Origin of the sequence: Variovorax sp. Sphag1AA (genome assembly GCF_014192575.1) — a bacterium.
Classification (GTDB): domain Bacteria; phylum Pseudomonadota; class Gammaproteobacteria; order Burkholderiales; family Burkholderiaceae_C; genus Variovorax.
In genome coordinates this window covers 574,228-593,088 of the sequence record NZ_JACHYC010000005.1, presented here as the reverse complement: position 1 = coordinate 593,088, position 18,861 = coordinate 574,228, and the positions used below count along the sequence as shown (strand labels likewise).

The window sequence follows — 18,861 nt, the reverse complement described above, 5'->3', positions numbered from 1 at the left end:
GCGTTTGCTGTAGCTAGTCGACCCAGAAGCGCTCTAGCTCGAACTGCCCCAGAAGGTCCGGCTGATCAAAAAAGTACTCCTCGATGAGTGGGTAGATTTTTCGCCGCCAAGTGCTTTGGAGCATCTCCCTGCTCCAGCTCGGCCGCATAAAAAACGCGTGTCCGATAGTGTGATGGCGGTCGAGGTGTTGGGTCAGCGCTTGGTTTAAGGCGACAAAGCCGCGAACAAGACTGCGCGCATCAAAGTCGGCGTTGGCCTTGCGGTGGTAGCGTTCGAGTACTTCGGGGTCTGGGCCAAGCTCGAAGACTTCGAAACGACGGCGCAGGGCGATGTCGATTGACCGAATGCTGCGGTCCGCCGTGTTCATTGTCCCGATGAAGCGGAGGTTGCTGGGCAGTGCGAACTCGCTGGAGTACTGCAGTTGAACTGTCTGATCGCGATACTCGAAGGCGAACATCAGCTCCCCCAGAACTCGGGGCAGGTTGGCACGGTTGATCTCGTCCATGACGATGACGTAGTCGACGTCTCTTCGGTCAGCGAGGTTCTTTTCGCGCATGTCTGCAACGGTTGCAAGGACCAGCCCGGGCGTGAGCTCGAACTGGATGCCGCCGTTGCTTTGTATGGGGCGAAGGCCCTCGATGAACGATTCATAGCTGTAGCTCGGGTGGAATTGGACGAAGCGCACGAACTCGGGCTGATGAGCCGCCAGGTGGTGTGCGAGCTCGCGAGCGAGCCACGTCTTGCTGGTGCCCGGCGGGCCCGCGAGCAATATTTGGGGCGAGTTCCCGAGCAGGGCGTCCTGCATTTCTTGAAGCAGTTCGAGTCGTAGCCCCGTACGCTCCTCGAGCACTGAGAGGTCCTGACGACGCGGTAGCACAAGATCGGGCACAACTGGCGGGCGCGAGATCGGAGATTCGTCTTCGATGACGTAGCCAAACGAGTTTTGATTGATGACGCTGTCTGGTGTCGAAAGGCCGACTGCGGGCTCGAGGTCGTCTACTGAGCGGGGAGGTGCCAGCCTGTCGATGGCGCCAATACGAACCCAGGTCTTGAAGATCTCACTTTGCCTGTCGCCGGCGCGCTTCTTCCCGAGCCAATCTGAATCTGTGACTTCAGGCCAGGGTGACTCGATGCCGACGTTTCCGTTGCTGGTGCTGATTTCGTCAACCCTCAACCGTGCCGCGAGGCGCCTGTTGCCCTCATAGGCATACAAATTGAATGGGGGGCGAAGTCGATCGAGCGCGCCCTCTTTAATCGGAAAGCTCCACCAACTGGCCCAGCTTCCATTTCTGTCGATGGCTTCTCGCACCTTTGCGAGGTGCTGATCGACCTCTCTCCAGGTCCCAATCAGCGAAAGGGGGCGGTCGTCCTTGGCTACGCCTTGCTGACGCACCCGGTCCGCCACGATGGGCTCGTACTTGGCCAGGAGCACGAGAAGATCGTTCTGGAGCTCTCCGTCTGAGGGGACAGCATCCGCAGCGTAGTACTTGGAGGCGATGCTGGAGGCCTCGTAGAGCCGCGCTAGCCGGGCGTTCGATCCGAGGTCTGACTTTCCAGTCAGGTCCCAGCCTTGATTGGCGAGATCGAGCAAGTCTGGACGCAGCTCTTTCGCGCGCTCAGAGAGCACCTCGAAGGCGGACTTCTCTCCAAATTCGTCTTCGACTTCGGTGACGCCTTGTGCCAGTTTCAGGTAGACGCCTTGCCCGCCGTCACGGAAGAGGTACACCACATAAGTCCCTCTTTGCGTCGACTTGGTCTCGCGCGTATCGAGGATCGAGATCCAAGGGATAGTGGCCCAGTTGCCCTTGCCGTAAGAGGAGACGACTTGCAGATTTGGGTTGGCAGTGGTGTTCACCCATCCCTGAAGAATTTCGCGGGCGCGCTTGAACAGCTCTCTGGCCTCGCTGTTTCCCTTGAATTCTTGCGTGGTGCGCAGAGTCGGGTAGCGGGCCATGATGTCCGCGAATACAGCGCGCAATCCCGCGTCACGGATGCGCCTGATTGCGAAGCCGCGGTCACTGAGGTACTTGTTGGTCTCTTGGCCGCCCGAAAAGCTGTTAACGGAGGTCCCGGTGGCAAGGGAGACGATCTTCTTGGGAGGGTAGAGCCGATCGTTGCACTCGACTGCCCACAGCTGTGCTTCGTTGCTTTGCCAGTCTTTGTACTCGTCGGTATCCCTGAGCTCCGCATCAAAGGTCTGCATCGCTCGGGCGATGGCTTGCGCATCGACGGGGGCAATCGGCATCGCGTCTCTCCAGGCACACTTTTTTGCAAATGTACTTGAAGTGTTGCTGGAGCCGGGAGAGCGGGCGCGGCGCCTGATGTGGCTGGAGGGGGCCTTAGAACTACCCGCGAAGGGCATCACCAGTCGACCACCTTTGCGCAGCGTGGCCGAGCTGCGTAGCCAATCGCCGGGAGCTGCGACTGGGGATCGCAGGGGCCCCTCTCTTGGCGACGGAGCCTATAGCGAGCTCAACTCCTTTTCGTATCGCTCCTGCACTGACAACACCAGTTCCCACGGTGCAATTTCTAGCCCGTTGGCGAGCCGAAAAAGGGTGGTCAGCGAAGGACTGGTCGTTGCCAGCTCCAACTTCGCTACAAAAGTTCGATTCAGTTCTGAGGCGTACGCAAGTGTCTCTTGATTGATTGCCAACGCGCCGCGCCGCGCTTTGAGTTCGGCTGCAAATGCTCTAAGCAGAGCGGGGTCTTGATTCGATCGCATCGATTGAATCTCGGCGTTCAGCATCCGTTATGCACCCGCTTGTATGGTACAAATCGAACAACAAATAGCGACATCAGGGAGATGCCATGCAGAGCTTGTTCAAGCTGCTCACGTTCGCCGCGACCTCGTCCGTGCGCGAGCCCATATCGGCCGCCGACGTCGGCGATTCGCCGTACCCAAATCGCCCCATCCGCCTAGTCATCGGCTACCTGCGCAGCGCCCCCATCGAAAGCATCGCCCACGTACTCGCCCGCAAGCTGAGCACCTACCTCTGCCAACCAGTCGAAATCGACAGCCACCCCGGCACAGGCGACACACTGGGCCTCGCCACGTTGGCCCGCTCAGCACCCGACGGCTACACGCTGCTGATGACCAGCACCGCAACGATGTCGATCTCGCGCTACCTGTACAACCACCGCCCCCTCGATCCACGCGGCAGCTTCGTTCCCGTCGCATTGCTCTGCCCGTTGTCGCAGGGAGCCGTGAAGGCAAGCCGGCGTATGCCGGACGTGCAGCGGAACATCGACGGGTTGATCAAGAGCCGCAGCGAGATCGAAGGCATCTACGCGCCGCCGGGCACGCCTCGCGCCATCGTAGACAGGCTGGCCCATGCCATCACGCGCACGATCGGGACGTTCGATGTGCACGCAGAGCTGGACAAGCACGACATCGATCTCGTGGTGCTGACCGGGCCGTCGCTTTGTGCGTATCTGGATCAGGAGGATGCGAGCCGGGGCGATGCAGTCGTGTGACGCGAACCCACCCAACTTGGGGCGCGATCTCGGGGTGACCCATACGAGTGCCAGGCGCACCACGATGGCGTTTGGAGAAACGGCCGCCTACAAACTTCCGGCTCTCAGAGCGGCTCGGACAAGGTCTTGAGCCCCAGCCAGGCCGCGCCGATCACCGCATTCACCGACACGCTCAGGGCGCTCGGCACATAGAAGATCGCCGACACTGCCGGCGCACCAAGCAGGATTTCGACAACGCCGCCCATGCCGTACAGCAACGCTGCGCAGCACATCCAGCGCCACATGTAGGTGAGAAGCCAGTGCGCCTGCGACTGGTTGTGCCGCAGGGCCGCGGAGCGCTCGAGGAGATTGCCCTGGTTGACGTCCATGAACAGCCACTCGAAAAAGAAGTAGCGGTACAGCAGAGTGCGGAATGTCAGCTCGTGCACGATCCATGTCCTTCCGATGGCGGTGCTCCGTCCCGACCTTTTTTGACAGCACGTGCCATGGCAGGTTTCAGCGCCTCGCGAAGCCATCATTCTGCTGTGAATCCGGCGAATCGCATGTAGGCGTCTTCGCGCACAGAGGGTGCGCCTGGCCCTCGGGTCGTCTCTAGCGGCCCGTCGCCTGTGAGAACTCCTGGAACGCAGCGACCGCGTTCGCGGCATACATCAGTGAAGGACCGCCGCCCATGTAGGTGGCCACGCCAAGCGTCTCCTCGACTTCCTGCCGCGTGGCCCCGAGCTTGACGAGCGTCTGCATGTGGAAGCCGATACAAGGGTCGCATCGTGCGGCAACGCTGAGCGCCAGCGCGACCAACTCCTTGGTCTTGCGGTCGAGCGCACCGTCTGACGTGGCGTGCCGGCCGAGTTCGCTGAAGCTTTTCATGACCTCCGGGGTGCCGGTCCGCAGGCTCGCAAGGTTTGCGGAGACGTTCTGCGTCAGGTCGCGGTACTTGGTGGTTGGGTTGGACACGGTCGGTTTTCCTTCCAGTGGATCGCAAGGCTGGCGGGCCACACCTGGCGCACTTCCATCATGCTGTCCACCTGAAAACAGACCATGACGCAGATCAAGAGAAGGAATGGGTCGCGCGTCAGAGTTCGCTGGCGTCGCGCGTCTGGCGCTGCTTGTAGATCAGTCGCAGGCTCGCGCGATGCACGTCGCCGGTGCGTTGCAGGATCACGTCGAGATCGCTGCTGCTCCACGACACGTAGGTGCTGCCCGGATCGAGGGCGGCGAGTTCGGTGCCGAAGTTGTCGCGACCCCACTTCAGCAGCGCCGAGAACGCAGCCTCGCCGCCGTCGGGCTGGCCTTGCGCGGAGGCGTCGTATTCGATGCGCCTCAGTTGCCCACTGGCGAAGTAATAGGTCGGCTTGAACATCAGCCCGCCGATGGGTGCGGTCTCGCCGCGCCAACTGCCCAGCAGACCGCCTGCGAGGCGTTGTGGGCGCGATACCGGTTCGGCGGAGGGGAGCGTGGCTTGCAGCTCCTGCGCCGTCATGCCCATGTGGACGCCCGGCGGCAGTGCTTGGGCGTGCGCGGCAATCGAAGCCACGCCGATGAGCCCACCAACGAGCAAGGAATGGAGGCGGCCCAGGAACAGACTTGGCATGGTCAGCAGCCGGTGTTCTGCACCCGCTCCACTTCAAGACCGAACAGCGGCCGCAGCCGGGTGCCGAGCACGTTGCCGGCAAAGGCGCAGATTAGCCACAACCAGCCGTGGATGCTGCCGGAGACGATGCCGCTGAAGTACGCGCCGATGTTGCAGCCGTACGCGAGTCGCGCGCCGTAGCCGAGCATCAGCCCGCCGACGACGGCAGCAACGATGGAGCGCATCGGGATGCGCCACACCGGCGCATAGCGGCCCGCGAGCGCGGCTGCCGCCATGGCGCCGAGAACGATGCCGATGTCCATCACAGTGGTCACGTCGAAGCTGAGCGGCGCGGACAGCGCTGCGGCGTTGGGGCCGGCGCTCCAGTACTTCCAGCTCGCGATGTCGACGCCGAGCGCAGAGGCGCCCTTTGCCCCCCACAGCGCGAAAGCCGAGGTCACGCCCCACGGACGGCCCGCGAGGGCGAGGGTCGCGAAGTTGAGCACCGCCAGTGCGACCGCGCCCGCGATGAGCGGCCAGGGGCCATGCAGCCAAGGCGATGCATGCGCAGCGCGCGTGGGTTCGTTGACGAGGCGGCCATGACGGCGCTTCTCGATCACGACGGTGAGCGCGGCAATGCCGGCGAACACCAGCAGGTTGAGCACGAGCGCGGTGCCGACGCCGAGCGTCTTGACCAGCGACATCGGCGCGAGTTGCGGCATCGAGGTCCAGAAGGGCATGTGCGCGGTGGCGATGACCGATCCGACGATGAACCCGAGCAGCGTGATGACCATGCGCGTGCTGCCGCCGCCCACGGTGTAGAGCGTGCCCGAGGCGCATCCGCCGCCGAGCTGCATGCCGACGCCGAAGATGAAGGCGCCGACGATGACCGAAGTGCCGGCCGGCGAGACGAGGCCGGCGACTGGCTGGCCGAAGAGCGTGCCGGCCGACAGCGCCGGGAAGAACAGCATCACGCCGATCGCAAGCATGACCATCTGCGCCCGCAGGCCTGCGCCGCGACCATCCGCGATGAAGACGCGCCATGCGGAGGTAAAGCCGAAGGCCGCGTGGTACAGCGTGACGCCGAGCAGCGCGCCGACCACGTAGAGCGCGGCCTGGCGGATGCTGACGGTCTGCGCGAGGTAAATCGCGCCGAGGGCCACGAGCAGCACCGCGACGGTCAGCGGCTTGGGGTTGATGGGATCGAGGCGGCGCGGCGGCAGGCCGGCGGTCGGGGAAATGGAAGACATGAGAAGACCTGTTTTTCTTGACGGAGCTGCTGACGACCGGGCCTTGGCACCCGGTTCAGCCCGGAAACGAGCGATTTTCCGGGATTCGCGGAGGGCTTGATGGGTGTGGGACTTCTCCCGGCCGCGCCGTCACCGCGGTCACATCGGCGAAACGCCGATCAGCCGCGCGTGCGCCCAGAACAGGAAGACTGCGTACACCACCAGTCCGCCCACGAGCGCAATGACGTCGTTCATCGGACCCGGAGGCGCGCCGGGCACTTTGTTCTGCACGGCGCGGCGCTTGACAGAGATGCGGTCTGCGACCGCCCACACGAGAAAACCGCCGAACAGCAGCACGTCGGCCAGCATGCCGTTGGCAAGCAGGTGCGCCGTGGCCCAGAACTTGACGGCAAGGAGCATCGGGTGCTTCGCCGCGCTTTGGATGCGTCCGGGCATGTAGGCCGCGAAGAGCAGGGGGAACACCGGCACCATCAGCAGCAGTGCGAGGTGCCGCAGCGCGACCGGCGGGGAGTAAATGAGCACCGGTGACTGCCGCGCCAGGCCGTAGCCATAGATGATCAGCGCGAAACCGATGATCGAGACGAGCGCATAGATGCCTTTGTAGGCGCGCTCCCGCTGCGCGATCTGCGCGGCCCGCCAGCCGGGCGCGACGATCGACACCGAGTGCACACCGAGGAACAAGACAAGGCCTAGGACGAGCAGGGTCATGGAAGTGCTCCGACGAACAGACGGCGCATTGTGGGCGATTGCCGTGACGGTGTGTGCCCGTATGCTGCGTGCCTGATCTGCGTCGGAGGGACTCAATGGCCTACCAACTGCACTACTGGCCCACCATCCAGGGCCGCGGCGAATTCGTCCGCCTCGCGCTCGAAGCGGCGGGCGCTGAATATGTCGATGTGGCGCGCGAGCCGCCTGCAAAGGGCGGTGGCGAATCGGCGCTGATGCGCGATCTGGACGACCCGCGCAATCCGCGTCCTTCCTTCGCGCCGCCGTTCCTGGTCGATGGCGATGTGGTCGTGGGGCAGACGGCGGCGATCCTCCTGTACCTCGGCCCGCGTCTCGGGCTCGCGGGGGCAGGGGAGATCGATGCGCTGTGGACGCACCAGATCCAGCTCACCATCGCCGACGTGGTGATGGAGGCGCATGACACGCACCATCCACTTTCGACGGGGCAGTACTACGAGGATCAGCGCGAAGCGGCGTTGGCGCGCGCGAAGGCGTTTCGCGACGAGCGGATTCCGAAGTTCCTCAACTGGTTCGAGCGCATCCTCCAGCGCAATCCGGCCGGCGATGTGCATCTGGTCGGCGATGCGCTGACCTATGCGGATCTCTCGCTGTTCCAGCTCGTGGCGGGGCTGCGCTACGCGTTCCCGAAGGCGGCCGCGCGGGCGCTGGCCCACACGCCGGCGGTCGTGAAGCTGTATGCCAACGTGTCACGCCGGCAGCGGGTACATGAGTATCTGCAGAGCCCCCGGCGCATTCCCTTCAACGAGGAAGGCATCTTCCGGGCCTATCCGGAGTTGGACGGCTGAGTTTCAGTCGTTGGTTTCGTCGCGCATCCGGAGGCCGGCGTCATAGAGCGCATTGCGCGGTGCGCCGGTGATTTCCGCTGCGATACGCACGGCGCTCTTGAGCGGCAATTCGGCCATCAGCAGGCGCAACACGCGCTCGCCTTCGCCGTTCTCGCCCGTCGTGACCGGCTTGGGATGCAGCACCAGCGCGAACTCGCCGCGCGTGCGGTCGCGGCTTTCGGCGAACCACTCGGGCAGAGAAGCTGCGGTGACGGTTGCGATTTCCTCGAACTGCTTGGTCAGCTCGCGGCCGACCGTCACGCGACGGTCACCCAGCGCCGCCAGCGAGCGGGCCAGTGCCTCGATGCGATGCGGCGCTTCGAGCAGCACCACGCTGCGCGGCTCGTCGGCCAGCGCGAGCACGGCGGCATCGCGCTCGCCGGTCTTGCTCGGGAGAAATCCGGCGAAGACGAAGGCGCTGGACTGCTCGCCTTCGGAAACGAGACCGGCCGCGCCAACCAACGTCGTGACGCTGCTCGCACCCGGTAGCGGCAGCACGCGGTAGCCTGCTTCGCGCACCGCGGCGACGAGTCGCGCGCCCGGGTCGCTCACGCCGGGCGTGCCGGCATCGCTCACATACGCAATGCGCTCACCGTTCGCGAGCCTGCGGATCACCGACTGCGCCGCCTCCGCCTCGTTGTGCTGATGCACTGCCAGCAACCGCGCCGATGGGCTCTCGATGCCGTAGGCGCGCAGCAGGCTTTGCGTGTGGCGTGTGTCCTCGCACGCGATGGCATCGACGATCTGCAGCACATGCAATGCGCGCAGCGTGATGTCGGCGAGATTGCCGATCGGCGTCGCGACGATATAGAGCGTGCCCTGCGGATAATGCTGCGCGCCCGCAGCGTCGCTCGCGGCCTGAAGTGCGGCGCCGAACGAAGCGGGAGCGAGGGAGTTCAATGGGTTTTCTCCATAACAACAAGGTCACGACCAAGGAGCGCGGCGATGCGGCCGAGGATGCCGCGCTCGATCATCTCCAGGCAGCAGGCCTGCAACTGATCGCGCGCAATTATCGAACGCCGGGCCGCGGCGGCGGCGAGATCGATCTGGTCATGCGCGAACCGCGCGACGGGACGCTGGTGTTCGTTGAAGTGCGGCAGCGCGCATCAGGCACGCACGGCGGCGCGGGCGGCAGCATCACGGGTGTGAAGCAGCGCCGCATCATCTTCGCCGCGCGGCACTACCTGAGCCGCCTTCGCACACTGCCGCCGTGCCGCTTCGACGTGGTGCTGGTAGAAGACCGCATCGAATGGCTTCAAGGCGCCTTCGATGCCGGTTGATCCGTTGGGTCGGTATCATCCGGCCCCATGCTTGAGCAACGGATTCAGCAGCACTTTATTGACAGCGCCGACCTGAAATATCAGGCCGGCCCTCTCCTCGAAAAACCCATCGCGCAAGCCATGCAGGCTCTGCTCGCGTGCGTCACCAGCGGCGGCAAGATCCTTTCATGCGGCGCTGGCGTCTCCAGCTATCTGGCCGCGCAGTTCGCAACGCATTTCGTCGGCCGCTTCGAGCGCGATCGGCCCGAGCTGGCCGCGCTCGCCTTGCAAGGCGATGCCACCGATCCTGCCGCCGACACGCCTGGTGCATCCGACCCCGACTGCTACGCGCGACAGGTGCGCGCGCTCGGTCAGGCCGGCGACGTATTGCTGGCGCTGAGCGCAAGCGGCCAGTCGGTTGCGGTGCTCGCCGCCGTCGAGGCGGCCCACGCGCGTGACATGACTGTGATCGCGCTGCTCGGCAATGCGGGCAACACGGGCGGCGGCAATGGCGGCGCAGTCGGCCGCGCATTGCGCGAAACCGACGTGCTGGTCTGCGTGCCGCATGAGCGCGCGGCGCGCATCCAGGAAGTCCACATGCTCACGCTGCATTGCTTTTGCGACGGCGTGGACGCCCAGTTGCTGGGCGACCAGGACACCGACTCTTCGCTGCTGTCCGCCTGAGCGGATCTACTGCTGCGAGGCGGCCGCTCCTTGTGTGGACGGTGCGCTCCCGGTCATGTTCTGCTGAAGTTCGCGGTAGGCGGGGGTTTCGCGCAGCAGGCGTCCGCCCAGTTCGCGGAGCCGGTCGACCGCTTCGTCGGGCAGCACGAAGCTGGTCGGCAGGTTCATGAAGTAGCGACGCTCCTCGGGGTCCTCGATGGATTCGAAGCTCACGTCGATCGCATCGAAGCGCAACTTGGGCACCGCAGCCTCGGCCTGCGCCTTCGACATGCCGGCGAGCCGGCGTTCGGCGATCTCCAGTTCGCGCTTGTCGGCCCAGCGCTGGGAGATGTCCTTCAGCAACTCGACCGACTCCGACGAGAAATGGTCGATCGGCACGCTCGACGACTGGAAGAGCTGCGACACGATGCCTGGTGCGTTCGGCCGACGGTCCCAGTCGGTGTCGGGCGAGGAGCGCGAATTGACGACAACGACCACGATCCGGCGCAGGTTCTTGAAGCCCACCTGGTTCTGGAAAGCGCGGCTGGCCTCCACTTCCTCCATCGCCTCCAGCAGTCCGCGCAGGCCCAGGTTGTCGGAAACGCCGCCGTCGACCACGTGGATGTACGGACGATTCTTGCTGTCCTGAAAGCTCTGCATGTCGCGGTAGCGAAGCAGCGCACGGCCCGCGGGGCGCGAGGGGTTGTTGGGCCGCGTGACGTCGGCGACCCACGCGGGCATGACCGCGCCGCAGTTGCCGCCGTAGTTGTGATACGTGACTGGCGAAAGCACTGCCGGCACGGCGGACGACGTCGCCGCTGCCCGCGCGAGGCGCACCTTGCCGAGATCCGAGCACAGAAGATCAAAGTGGTCCTGCGAGAACGGGAAGCGCGCGCCGGTCGACAGGTCGGTTCCCGTGACTGCAGTGACCGGCGTGGGCTTGTCCAGCAGGTCGTCGAAGGTCGCGCCGTTGAAGAGGATCTCGTCGTAGTAATCGGCGGCCAGTTCCGAGCGGCCGTAGAGCCCGCTGCCCAGCGCGAACCAGTTGGCGGGGTTCAGGGTACGCCTCGTTAGCGTGCCTTGCACGTCGCGCTTGAGAAAGCGGGTTTCGTATTCGGTGAAGAGCCTGTCCCCGTAGAGTGCGTAGGCGAGCGCGGTGAAGCTGCCGCCCGACACGCCGGCGATGGCATCGACCTCCTGCAGGAGGTTGACCTGCTTGCCATTCACGTTCACGTTGGTGCGCCGCAGTTCTTCGAGCACGCCGTAAGAGAACGCTGCCGCACGCGTGCCGCCACCGGAGAAGGTCAGCAGGAAGAGCGTTTCGGAGTCGTTCTTGTTGCCGTGCGTCCGCTTGAGCATGTTGCCGACGCGATAGCCGTGGTCCAGGTCGACATGGTCGATGCGCGGATTGACCGGCGCCATCGAGTTGCATCCGGCAAGGACCAGCGCCGCCATTGGAAGAAGCGCGGCGGCCAGTCGTTGAGCCAGCCTCGTCTTCGATTCAAGGTGTGGATTCAAGTGAGTGCCTTTCCTCGCTCGATCGCATGTCAACAGACATCGGGATTGCTTGCAACAAGTGCGCCATCCTACGCATCCGGACGACAAGCCTAGCGTAAATTGCAGGAATGCCGTCCAGATGACACGTCGTAACGGCGACCAAAAGTCGCTGGGCTACCATCGGCGATCTCGATCTCACTACTCAGCAGGAAGGCTTGAATCCATGACGACGACCATCACCGCACAACGCATCGCGTTCGCATTGGCTGCAGGGGCGGTGTCGCTGGCATGCCTTTCCGCTTGCGCGCCGCTGGTGGTCGGAGGAGCCGCGGTGGCGGGCGCCGGCATGGTGGCCACCGATCGCCGGACCTCGACTGCGCAGGTCGACGACCAGGCCATTGAATTGCGCGGCGCGGCACGCATCCGCGACATCGCCAACGATTACATGAATGTGACGGTCACGAGCTTCAACCGGCAGGTGCTGCTCACCGGCACCGTGGGTTCGGAAGCCGACAAGCGAAAGGTCGAAGACACGATCCGCGGCGTCGACAACGTGCGCTCCGTCGTCAATGAAGTGGTGGTGGGTCCCGGCAGCAGCTTTCCGGATCGCTCGAACGACACCTTCATCACCGGCAAGGTGAAGGCGGCACTCCTCGATCAGAACGACATCTTCGCGAACTCGTTCAAGGTCGTCACCGAGCGCGGCGTGGTCTATCTCATGGGCATCGCCACGCGCAAGGAAACCGATCGCGCGACCGATGTGGCGCGCAACACTTCGGGCGTGCAGAAGGTCGTGCGCATGGTGGAGGTCATCAGCGAGCAAGACCTCGCGAACCTGAAAGCGCAGCAGCCGCTTTCGTCGCTGAACAGTGCGTCCGGATCGTCGACGTCGGGCTCTTCGTCGGCGCCTGCTTCGACGTCCGGCTCGACTTCTTCCTCGCGCGTGCCGCTGCCGCCGATGGAACCGCTGCCCGCATCCGGGTCGGCGGCGCCTGCCACGGTGCCGGCCAGCAGCGGTGTGGTCACGACGCCGGTGCGCTGAAGCTCACCGGCAACGCGCCTACTTCAGGCGTGTGATCAGGCTCGACGTGTCCCAGCGCGCTCCGCCGGCCTGCTGCACGTCGGCGTAGAACTGGTCGACCAGCGCAGTCACCGGCAGGCGAGCGCCATTGCGCTTGGCCTCGTCCAGCACCAGACCGAGGTCCTTGCGCATCCAGTCGACTGCGAAGCCGAAGTCGAACTTGCCGTCGATCATCGTCTTGCCGCGGTTGTCCATCTGCCAGCTTTGCGCTGCGCCCTTGCCGATCACGCCGAGCACCTCGTTCATGTCGAGGCCGGCGCGCATGCCAAAGGCGATGGCTTCGGATAGGCCCTGCACCAGGCCTGCGATGGCAATCTGATTCACCATCTTCGCGAGCTGGCCGGCGCCGCTTTCACCCAGCAACGTGCAGGCGCGCGCGAATGCCGAGATGACCGGCTTGACGCGGTCGAAGGTGGCCGAGTCGCCACCGCACATCACCGTCAGCACGCCGTTCTGCGCACCGGCCTGTCCGCCGGACACCGGCGCATCGATGAACTGCAGGCCCTTGGCGATCGCCGCCTTGGAAAGCTCGCGCGCGACGTCGGCGGATGCGGTGGTGTGGTCGACGAACACCGCACCCTTGGGCATGTCCGCGAAGGCGCCGTTTTCGCCGAGCGTGACCGAGCGCAGGTCGTCGTCGTTGCCGACGCAGCAGAAGACGATGTCCGCGTTCGACGCGGCACCACGCGGCGTGGACGAGTGGGCGAGGGTGCCTTTGGCCTGCGGCTTGAACTCGGCAATCCAGGCGTCGGATTTGGTGTCGGTCCGGTTGTAGACCGTCACGCTGTGACCGGCCAGCGCAAGATGGCCGGCCATGGGGTAGCCCATCACGCCAAGGCCGAGGAAGGCGACCTTTTGCGGCGGGATGGATTCGTAAGATTTGGGAGTAAGGCTGCTCATTCCCCAAGCTTAGCGCGCAAGCCTGGGGCGAGAGCGATCAGACGATCGCGAAGTGCTCGGTGCCTGCGGACAAGTCGGTCGTGCGCGCGCGCTGGCTGTTGAGCTTGATCTGCAGCCGCAGGTCGTTCGCCGAGTCGGCGTTGCGCAGCGCATCTTCGAAGGAGATCGCGTGGCCTTCGAACAGGTCGAACAGCGCCTGGTCGAAGGTCTGCATGCCGAGGTTGCGACTCTTCTTCATGATCTCCTTGATCTCGCCGACCTCGCCCTTGAAGATCAGATCGGAGATCAGCGGCGTGTTCAGCAGGATTTCGACCGCAGCGATGCGACCGTGGCCGTCTTCCGTCGGGATCAGTCGCTGGGAGATCAGCGAGCGCAGGTTGAGCGACAGGTCCATCAGCAACTGTGCGCGCCGCTCTTCGGGGAAGAAGTTGATGATCCGGTCCAGCGCCTGGTTGGCGCTGTTGGCGTGGAGTGTGGCCATGCAGAGGTGACCGGTTTCCGCGAACGCCACCGCATGTTCCATGGTTTCGCGGTCGCGAATTTCACCCATCAGGATCACATCGGGCGCTTGCCGCAGCGTGTTCTTGAGTGCGGCTTCCCAACTGTCGGTGTCGATGCCGACCTCGCGCTGGGTAACCACGCAGTTCTTGTGCGGGTGCACGAATTCGACAGGGTCCTCGACCGTGACGATGTGGCCGAAGGAGTTCTCGTTGCGCCAGTCGATCATCGCGGCCAGCGTGGTCGACTTGCCCGAGCCCGTGGCGCCGACCAGGATGCACAGACCGCGCTTGGTCATCGTGACGTCCTTGAGGATCTGCGGCATGCCGAGACCGTCGATGGTCGGCAGCTTGGCGGGGATGGTCCGAAGCACCATGCCGACCTTGCCCTGCTGCACGAAGGCATTCACGCGGAAGCGGCCGATGCCGGTCGGCGAGATCGCGAAGTTGCACTCCTTGGTGCGCTCGAACTCGGCCGTCTGGCGGTCGTTCATGATCGATCGGGTGAGCGCCAGCGTGTGCTGCGCGCCGAGCGCCTGCTGCGACACCTTCGTGATCTTGCCGTCCACCTTGATCGCCGGCGGGAAGTCGGCGGTGATGAACAGGTCGCTGCCGTTGCGGCTCACCATGAGCTTCAGCAGGTCGTTGATGAACTGACTGGCCTGATCGCGTTCCATGAGCGCTCCTAATAAAAGTTCAAGCCGGTCGAGACCGGCATCGCCGCTTCAGCCCAGGAACCCCGCGGAACCGGCTTTGCCGGGCCGTTGGGGTTGCCCCCGGAGAGGGAGTGTCCGAGCCACACGAAGTGGGCGAGGCTGGGGGTGAACTCATTCATCCCGGGAAATTCTCGGGGATCTTCGCCTTGCCGCGCGCTTCCGCCGAGGAAATGACATTGCGCCGCACGAGGTCGGTGAGGTTCTGGTCCAGCGTCTGCATGCCCTGGCCGCTGCCGGTCTGGATCGACGAATACATCTGCGCGACCTTGCCTTCGCGGATGAGGTTTCGGATCGCGGGCGTGCCGAGCATGATCTCGTGCGCGGCCACGCGGCCCTGGCCGTCCTTGGTCTTGCACAGCGTCTGCGAGATGACGGCCTGCAGCGATTCGGACAGCATGGCGCGGATCATTTCCTTTTCTTCGCCGGGGAAGACGTCGATGATTCGGTCGATGGTCTTGGCTGCCGACGAGGTGTGCAGCGTGCCGAAGACCAGGTGGCCCGTTTCGGCCGCAGTCATCGCGAGGCGGATGGTTTCGAGGTCGCGCATTTCGCCGACGAGGATCGCGTCCGGGTCTTCACGCAGTGCGGAGCGAAGTGCATTCGCGAAGGACAGCGTCATCGGCCCCACTTCGCGCTGGTTGATCAGGCACTTCTTGGATTCGTGCACGAACTCGATCGGGTCTTCCACGGTGAGGATGTGGCCGTACTCGGTTTCGTTGAGGTAGTTGATCATCGCCGCCAGCGTGGTCGACTTGCCGGAGCCGGTCGGGCCGGTCACGAGCACGAGGCCACGGGGCTTGAGCGCGAGATCGCCGAAGATCTTGGGCGCGTTGAGCTGTTCGAGCGTGAGAATCTTGGACGGAATGGTCCGGAACACCGCAGCCGCGCCGCGCGACTGATTGAAGGCGTTCACCCGGAAGCGCGCGAGGCCGTCGATCTCGAAGGAGAAGTCGACTTCGAGGAACTCTTCGTAGTGCTTGCGGTGCGTGTCGCTCATGATGTCGTACACCATGGCGTGCACCGCCTTGTGGTCGAGTGCATCGACATTGATGCGGCGCACGTCGCCGTGCACCCGGATCATGGGCGGCAGGCCGGACGAAAGATGCAAGTCGGATGCCTTGTTCTTGACGCTGAAGGCCAGCAGTTGGGTGATGTCCACGCAGTTCCTCGGTGACGTTTTGATACGCTTTGACGATTATGACGATGATTGGCGACAACCTCCAGCACGTTCGGGAGCGGATCGTGAAGGCGTGCACGGCCGTCGGGCGCAATCCCGCGAGCGTGCACTTGCTTGCGGTCTCGAAGACTTTTCCCGCCGATGTGGTGCGGGAGGCACACGCGGCCGGCCAGACCGCGTTCGGCGAAAACTACGTGCAGGAAGGCGTCGCCAAGATCCAGGAGCTCGATGACCTGCGCAGCGGCCTCGAATGGCACTGCATCGGCCCGCTCCAGAGCAACAAGACGCGGGTGGTGGCCGAGCATTTCGACTGGGTGCACAGCATCGACCGGCTGAAGATCGCCGAGCGTCTCTCGGAGCAGCGTCCAGCTGGCCTGCCGCCGCTGCAGGTGTGTCTGCAGGTCAATGTCGATGCCGGGGCCAACAAGTCCGGGGTGTCACCGGACGAGGCGCTGGCCCTGGCGCGCGCCGTGGCGGCGTTGCCACGCTTGCGCCTGCGCGGCTTGATGGCGATCCCCGAACCCGCGCCGGATTTCGAATCGCAGCGCGAGCTCTTCCTCGCCGCGGCGCGAGTGTTCGAGGCGATACGTCAGGACGGCATCGAACTCGACACGCTATCTCTCGGCATGTCCGCCGACCTCGAAGCCGCGATCGCCGCCGGCAGCACCATGGTGCGGATCGGCACGGCGATCTTCGGACGGCGCTAGCCTGGCGCCTTGCGCTTGGCGGCCTGCTCGCGCCGCCAATCGGCAACGGGCAGTCCGCCCACACCCCAGTTGTCGAGATCCACTTCATCGATCACCACGAAGGTGGTGGCTGGGTCCTTGTTCAGCACGCGGACCATCAGCTCCGTGGCACCTGCGATCAGTTGCTTCTTCTGATCCGGCGTCACGCCTTCGCGCGTGATCTCGATCCTGATGTAGGGCATGTGCGTCTCCTTTTCACCAGTGGCCGGCGGCCTGCCCGCCGTCGACATGGAGGATCTCGCCGGTCACGAAGGCTGCCTTTTCGAGGAACAGCACCGCGTCGACGATCTCCTGCATCGTCCCCATCCGGCCCAGCGGATGCAAGCCGCTGAGCGCTGCATGGGTTTCCGGCGGGTGCATCGGCGTCTTGATGATGCCGGGCGACACCGCATTGACGCGAATGCCGCGCGAGGCGTACTCGATTGCCAGTGACTTGGTCGCGGCATTGAGTCCGCCCTTCGTCAACGACGCCAGCACCGACGGCACACCATTGATCGGCTGATCCACGAGGCTCGTCGTGATCTGGACGATATGGCCCGAGCCCTGCGCTTCCATGCGCCTCAACGCGTGCTGGGTGACATGGAAGAAGCCGGCCAGGTTCGTACCGATGTTGGCGGCCCAGTCCTCCGCGGTGAACTGCGTGAACGGCTTGGCGGTGAAGATGCCTGCGTTGTTGACCAGCGTGTCGATGCGTCCGAAGCGCGCGACGCCTTCGCTGAAGATGCGCTCGGCCGTCTCGGGCGAGGAGATGTCGCCGCTGATCGCCACGATGCCCGGATCGGCACTCGGTGCGATCGATCGCGAGTTGGCAACCACGCCATAGCCGGCTTCGCGGAAAGCCTTGACGAGTGCCGCGCCGATACCGCTCGAAGCGCCAGTGATGACCGCGACCTTGGAAATGTTGCTCATGGAACTGTCCTTTCAAAGTTGAAGAAAAGCCGAAGAGGCTGATCAGGACTTTATTGATGCGGTCGATGCGCTTAAAGTAGTCTGCACACAAATCAATCGATACATGACGTAATGAATCGCCCATGAACCGACAGTTCGACGACCTGATGCTCGGCAGCATCGAACTCTTCTGCCTCGCCGCGGAACAGGGCAGCTTCACCGCCGCCGCGAACATCGCCTCCGTCACGCCAGCGGCGGTCAGCCGCTCGGTATCGCGGCTCGAAGAGCGCATCGGCGTGCGGCTGTTCGTGCGCACCACGCGGCAGATGCGGCTGACCGAAGAGGGGCGCGTGTACTTCGAGCAGTGCCGGCAGGCGCTCAACCAGCTGGTGGAGGCTGAGCGCGAGGTCAGCGGCCATCAGGTCGAGCCGTCCGGGCTGCTCCGCATCAGCGCGCCGAGCACCTATGGGCACTATCGTCTGCTCCCGCTCGTGCCGGGTTTCCGGGCGCGCTATCCGGGCGTGAAGGTCGAGGTCAACATCAGCAACCGCAACATTGATTTCGCCGAGGAGGGCTATGACCTCGCGGTGCGCGCGCGGGTCACTGCCGATTCGGGGCTGATCGCGCGGCACCTGGAGGACACGCCGCTGGTCGTGGTGGCGTCGCCCGACTACCTCGCGCGCAGCGGCACCCCGAAGTCCCTCGAAGATCTGGCGCAACACGAGTGCATCCAGTTCGAACTGCCCAGCAGCGGGCGCAGCATCCCCTGGCTGTTTCGCCGCGACGGGCAGGACATCGAATGGCAGACGGCCGGCGGCTATGCGTGCTCCGACGACGTGACCGCCGGCGCCAGGCTCGCGCGGCATGGCGCGGGCGTCTTCCAGTCCTATCGTTTCGTCGTCGAGGAAGACCTGCGCGCCGGACGTCTTGTCGAACTGCTGCAGGACTTCGGCGGCCGTTCGCGGCCACACAGCCTGCTGTACCCGCACCGGCGCTTCGTGCCACTGCGGGTTCGGGTGTTCGTCGACTACATCACCGGACTCAGAAACCCAGCGGAAGCCGCGCGCTGCTCTTGACCTCTTCCATCACCGCGTAGGTCCGGGTCTCGCGCACGCCGGGGAGCTGCCACAGCACCGTGCCCGCGAATTCGCGGTAGGCAGCCATGTCGGCCATGCGGGTCTTGAGCAGGTAATCGAAGCCGCCCGCGACCATGTGGCATTCCATGATCTCGTCGCGCACCTGCACGGCGGCCTTGAATTCGTCGAAGACGTTGGGTGTGGTCCGGTCGAGCAGCACTTCGACAAACACCGTGAATCCGCGGCCCAGCTTGTGCGGATCGAGGCGCGCCTCGTAGCCGAGGATGAAGCCGTCGCGCGTAAGGCGCTGCACTCGCGCCAGCACGGCAGTCGGCGACAGCGCGACTGCCGCCGCGAGCTTGAGGTTCGAGATGCGACCGTCCTCCTGAAGAACCTTCAGGATTTTCATGTCGATGCGGTCGAGATCAGTTGCTTCGGTGCTCATGTGTGGCGAATTATCCGGTTAGCAATCGAATTTTTGGTGAATAACTCGCCG

22 protein-coding genes are annotated in these 18,861 nt (G+C 64.4%); 7 read left to right on the top strand and 15 right to left on the bottom strand.

Annotation, left to right across the window (positions count from 1 at the left end):
• Positions 1–13 precede the first annotated feature (13 nt).
• Positions 14–2,245, bottom strand: a complete 2,232-nt coding sequence (locus FHW64_RS22370) for an MrcB family domain-containing protein (RefSeq protein WP_184530262.1) — start codon at positions 2,243–2,245, stop codon at positions 14–16.
• Between the two features lie 216 nt (positions 2,246–2,461).
• Positions 2,462–2,746 carry a helix-turn-helix domain-containing protein gene (locus FHW64_RS22365; protein ID WP_260306261.1) on the bottom strand — a complete coding sequence of 95 codons (285 nt, stop codon included), beginning with the start codon at positions 2,744–2,746 and terminating at the stop codon, positions 2,462–2,464.
• A 62-nt stretch (positions 2,747–2,808) separates the two neighbouring features.
• On the opposite strand from FHW64_RS22365, the gene FHW64_RS22360 reads away from it, so the two are divergent.
• On the top strand, positions 2,809–3,474 hold the full coding sequence (locus FHW64_RS22360; protein ID WP_184530261.1) for a tripartite tricarboxylate transporter substrate-binding protein: 666 nt from the start codon (positions 2,809–2,811) through the stop codon (positions 3,472–3,474).
• A 104-nt stretch (positions 3,475–3,578) separates the two neighbouring features.
• Here FHW64_RS22360 and FHW64_RS22355 read toward each other — a convergent pair whose 3' ends face one another.
• From FHW64_RS22355 to FHW64_RS22335, 5 genes are all read right to left on the bottom strand, one after another.
• Positions 3,579–3,902: a hypothetical protein gene (locus FHW64_RS22355; protein WP_184530259.1), complete on the bottom strand. Its 324-nt coding sequence runs from the start codon at positions 3,900–3,902 to the stop codon at positions 3,579–3,581.
• A gap of 163 nt (positions 3,903–4,065) precedes the next feature.
• Positions 4,066–4,428 carry a carboxymuconolactone decarboxylase family protein gene (locus FHW64_RS22350; protein WP_311733347.1) on the bottom strand — a complete coding sequence of 121 codons (363 nt, stop codon included), beginning with the start codon at positions 4,426–4,428 and terminating at the stop codon, positions 4,066–4,068.
• Positions 4,429–4,546: 118 nt separating this feature from the next.
• Entirely contained in the window at positions 4,547–5,065 is a 519-nt protein-coding gene (locus FHW64_RS22345) for a hypothetical protein (RefSeq protein WP_184530256.1), read from the bottom strand.
• Between the two features lie 2 nt (positions 5,066–5,067).
• Entirely contained in the window at positions 5,068–6,294 is a 1,227-nt protein-coding gene (locus FHW64_RS22340; RefSeq protein WP_184530254.1) for a YeeE/YedE family protein, read from the bottom strand.
• 138 nt (positions 6,295–6,432) lie between these two features.
• Entirely contained in the window at positions 6,433–7,002 is a 570-nt protein-coding gene (locus tag FHW64_RS22335; protein ID WP_184530252.1) for an NnrU family protein, read from the bottom strand.
• A 95-nt stretch (positions 7,003–7,097) separates the two neighbouring features.
• On the opposite strand from FHW64_RS22335, the gene FHW64_RS22330 reads away from it, so the two are divergent.
• Positions 7,098–7,826: a glutathione S-transferase gene (locus tag FHW64_RS22330; protein WP_184530251.1), complete on the top strand. Its 729-nt coding sequence runs from the start codon at positions 7,098–7,100 to the stop codon at positions 7,824–7,826.
• Between the two features lie 3 nt (positions 7,827–7,829).
• On the opposite strand, the gene rsmI is transcribed toward FHW64_RS22330, so the two are convergent.
• Positions 7,830–8,765, bottom strand: coding sequence for a 16S rRNA (cytidine(1402)-2'-O)-methyltransferase (gene rsmI / locus FHW64_RS22325; RefSeq protein WP_184530249.1), 936 nt, complete (start codon positions 8,763–8,765; stop codon positions 7,830–7,832).
• Here rsmI and FHW64_RS22320 point away from each other — a divergent pair.
• Together FHW64_RS22320 and FHW64_RS22315 are read left to right on the top strand one after the other, a co-directional pair.
• A complete protein-coding gene (locus FHW64_RS22320; RefSeq protein ID WP_184530247.1) occupies positions 8,765–9,145 on the top strand; it encodes a YraN family protein in 381 nt (126 codons plus the stop codon). The two genes, rsmI and FHW64_RS22320, sit on opposite strands and share 1 nt — an antisense overlap.
• 27 nt (positions 9,146–9,172) lie before the next feature.
• Positions 9,173–9,808 carry an SIS domain-containing protein gene (locus tag FHW64_RS22315; RefSeq protein ID WP_184530245.1) on the top strand — a complete coding sequence of 212 codons (636 nt, stop codon included), beginning with the start codon at positions 9,173–9,175 and terminating at the stop codon, positions 9,806–9,808.
• Between the two features lie 6 nt (positions 9,809–9,814).
• Here the strand turns inward: FHW64_RS22315 and FHW64_RS22310 are convergent, their stop codons facing one another.
• Complete coding sequence (locus FHW64_RS22310; protein WP_221210438.1) at positions 9,815–11,305, bottom strand: patatin-like phospholipase family protein; 1,491 nt, start codon at positions 11,303–11,305, stop codon at positions 9,815–9,817.
• Positions 11,306–11,507: 202 nt separating this feature from the next.
• On the opposite strand from FHW64_RS22310, the gene FHW64_RS22305 reads away from it, so the two are divergent.
• Positions 11,508–12,326 carry a BON domain-containing protein gene (locus FHW64_RS22305; protein ID WP_184530243.1) on the top strand — a complete coding sequence of 273 codons (819 nt, stop codon included), beginning with the start codon at positions 11,508–11,510 and terminating at the stop codon, positions 12,324–12,326.
• A gap of 18 nt (positions 12,327–12,344) precedes the next feature.
• Here FHW64_RS22305 and FHW64_RS22300 read toward each other — a convergent pair whose 3' ends face one another.
• The 3 genes from FHW64_RS22300 to FHW64_RS22290 form a co-directional block, all read right to left on the bottom strand.
• Positions 12,345–13,265, bottom strand: a complete 921-nt coding sequence (locus tag FHW64_RS22300) for an NAD(P)-dependent oxidoreductase (protein ID WP_184530241.1) — start codon at positions 13,263–13,265, stop codon at positions 12,345–12,347.
• A 37-nt stretch (positions 13,266–13,302) separates the two neighbouring features.
• A complete protein-coding gene (locus FHW64_RS22295; protein WP_184530239.1) occupies positions 13,303–14,439 on the bottom strand; it encodes a PilT/PilU family type 4a pilus ATPase in 1,137 nt (378 codons plus the stop codon).
• 154 nt (positions 14,440–14,593) lie between these two features.
• Positions 14,594–15,637: a type IV pilus twitching motility protein PilT gene (locus FHW64_RS22290; RefSeq protein ID WP_093162313.1), complete on the bottom strand. Its 1,044-nt coding sequence runs from the start codon at positions 15,635–15,637 to the stop codon at positions 14,594–14,596.
• Positions 15,638–15,675: 38 nt separating this feature from the next.
• Between FHW64_RS22290 and FHW64_RS22285 the strand changes: the two genes are divergently transcribed.
• Positions 15,676–16,362, top strand: coding sequence for a YggS family pyridoxal phosphate-dependent enzyme (locus FHW64_RS22285; protein ID WP_184530237.1), 687 nt, complete (start codon positions 15,676–15,678; stop codon positions 16,360–16,362).
• Here FHW64_RS22285 and FHW64_RS22280 read toward each other — a convergent pair.
• Together FHW64_RS22280 and FHW64_RS22275 are read right to left on the bottom strand one after the other, a co-directional pair.
• A complete protein-coding gene (locus FHW64_RS22280) occupies positions 16,359–16,583 on the bottom strand; it encodes a 4-oxalocrotonate tautomerase family protein (protein ID WP_184530235.1) in 225 nt (74 codons plus the stop codon). The genes FHW64_RS22285 and FHW64_RS22280 overlap by 4 nt on opposite strands.
• Positions 16,584–16,596: 13 nt before the next feature.
• Positions 16,597–17,310 (bottom strand): SDR family NAD(P)-dependent oxidoreductase, encoded by a 714-nt coding sequence (locus FHW64_RS22275; protein ID WP_184530233.1) that lies wholly within the window; start codon positions 17,308–17,310, stop codon positions 16,597–16,599.
• Between the two features lie 122 nt (positions 17,311–17,432).
• Here FHW64_RS22275 and FHW64_RS22270 point away from each other — a divergent pair, with 122 nt between their 5' ends.
• Entirely contained in the window at positions 17,433–18,365 is a 933-nt protein-coding gene (locus tag FHW64_RS22270; protein ID WP_184530231.1) for a LysR family transcriptional regulator, read from the top strand.
• On the opposite strand, the gene FHW64_RS22265 is transcribed toward FHW64_RS22270, so the two are convergent.
• A complete protein-coding gene (locus FHW64_RS22265) occupies positions 18,331–18,810 on the bottom strand; it encodes an Lrp/AsnC ligand binding domain-containing protein (RefSeq protein WP_184530229.1) in 480 nt (159 codons plus the stop codon). The two genes, FHW64_RS22270 and FHW64_RS22265, sit on opposite strands and share 35 nt — an antisense overlap.
• Positions 18,811–18,861 lie beyond the last annotated feature (51 nt).

Coding starts and splice junctions, on each gene's coding strand:
- FHW64_RS22370 (WP_184530262.1), bottom strand. CDS start 2,245: ATGCCGATTGCCCCCGTCGATGCGCAAGCCATCGCCCGAGCGATGCAG.
- FHW64_RS22365 (WP_260306261.1), bottom strand. CDS start 2,746: ATGCTGAACGCCGAGATTCAATCGATGCGATCGAATCAAGACCCCGCT.
- FHW64_RS22360 (WP_184530261.1), top strand. CDS start 2,809: ATGCAGAGCTTGTTCAAGCTGCTCACGTTCGCCGCGACCTCGTCCGTG.
- FHW64_RS22345 (WP_184530256.1), bottom strand. CDS start 5,065: ATGCCAAGTCTGTTCCTGGGCCGCCTCCATTCCTTGCTCGTTGGTGGG.
- FHW64_RS22340 (WP_184530254.1), bottom strand. CDS start 6,294: ATGTCTTCCATTTCCCCGACCGCCGGCCTGCCGCCGCGCCGCCTCGAT.
- FHW64_RS22335 (WP_184530252.1), bottom strand. CDS start 7,002: ATGACCCTGCTCGTCCTAGGCCTTGTCTTGTTCCTCGGTGTGCACTCG.
- FHW64_RS22330 (WP_184530251.1), top strand. CDS start 7,098: ATGGCCTACCAACTGCACTACTGGCCCACCATCCAGGGCCGCGGCGAA.
- FHW64_RS22320 (WP_184530247.1), top strand. CDS start 8,765: ATGGGTTTTCTCCATAACAACAAGGTCACGACCAAGGAGCGCGGCGAT.
- FHW64_RS22315 (WP_184530245.1), top strand. CDS start 9,173: ATGCTTGAGCAACGGATTCAGCAGCACTTTATTGACAGCGCCGACCTG.
- FHW64_RS22305 (WP_184530243.1), top strand. CDS start 11,508: ATGACGACGACCATCACCGCACAACGCATCGCGTTCGCATTGGCTGCA.
- FHW64_RS22300 (WP_184530241.1), bottom strand. CDS start 13,265: ATGAGCAGCCTTACTCCCAAATCTTACGAATCCATCCCGCCGCAAAAG.
- FHW64_RS22295 (WP_184530239.1), bottom strand. CDS start 14,439: ATGGAACGCGATCAGGCCAGTCAGTTCATCAACGACCTGCTGAAGCTC.
- FHW64_RS22285 (WP_184530237.1), top strand. CDS start 15,676: ATGACGATGATTGGCGACAACCTCCAGCACGTTCGGGAGCGGATCGTG.
- FHW64_RS22280 (WP_184530235.1), bottom strand. CDS start 16,583: ATGCCCTACATCAGGATCGAGATCACGCGCGAAGGCGTGACGCCGGAT.
- FHW64_RS22275 (WP_184530233.1), bottom strand. CDS start 17,310: ATGAGCAACATTTCCAAGGTCGCGGTCATCACTGGCGCTTCGAGCGGT.
- FHW64_RS22270 (WP_184530231.1), top strand. CDS start 17,433: ATGAACCGACAGTTCGACGACCTGATGCTCGGCAGCATCGAACTCTTC.
- FHW64_RS22265 (WP_184530229.1), bottom strand. CDS start 18,810: ATGAGCACCGAAGCAACTGATCTCGACCGCATCGACATGAAAATCCTG.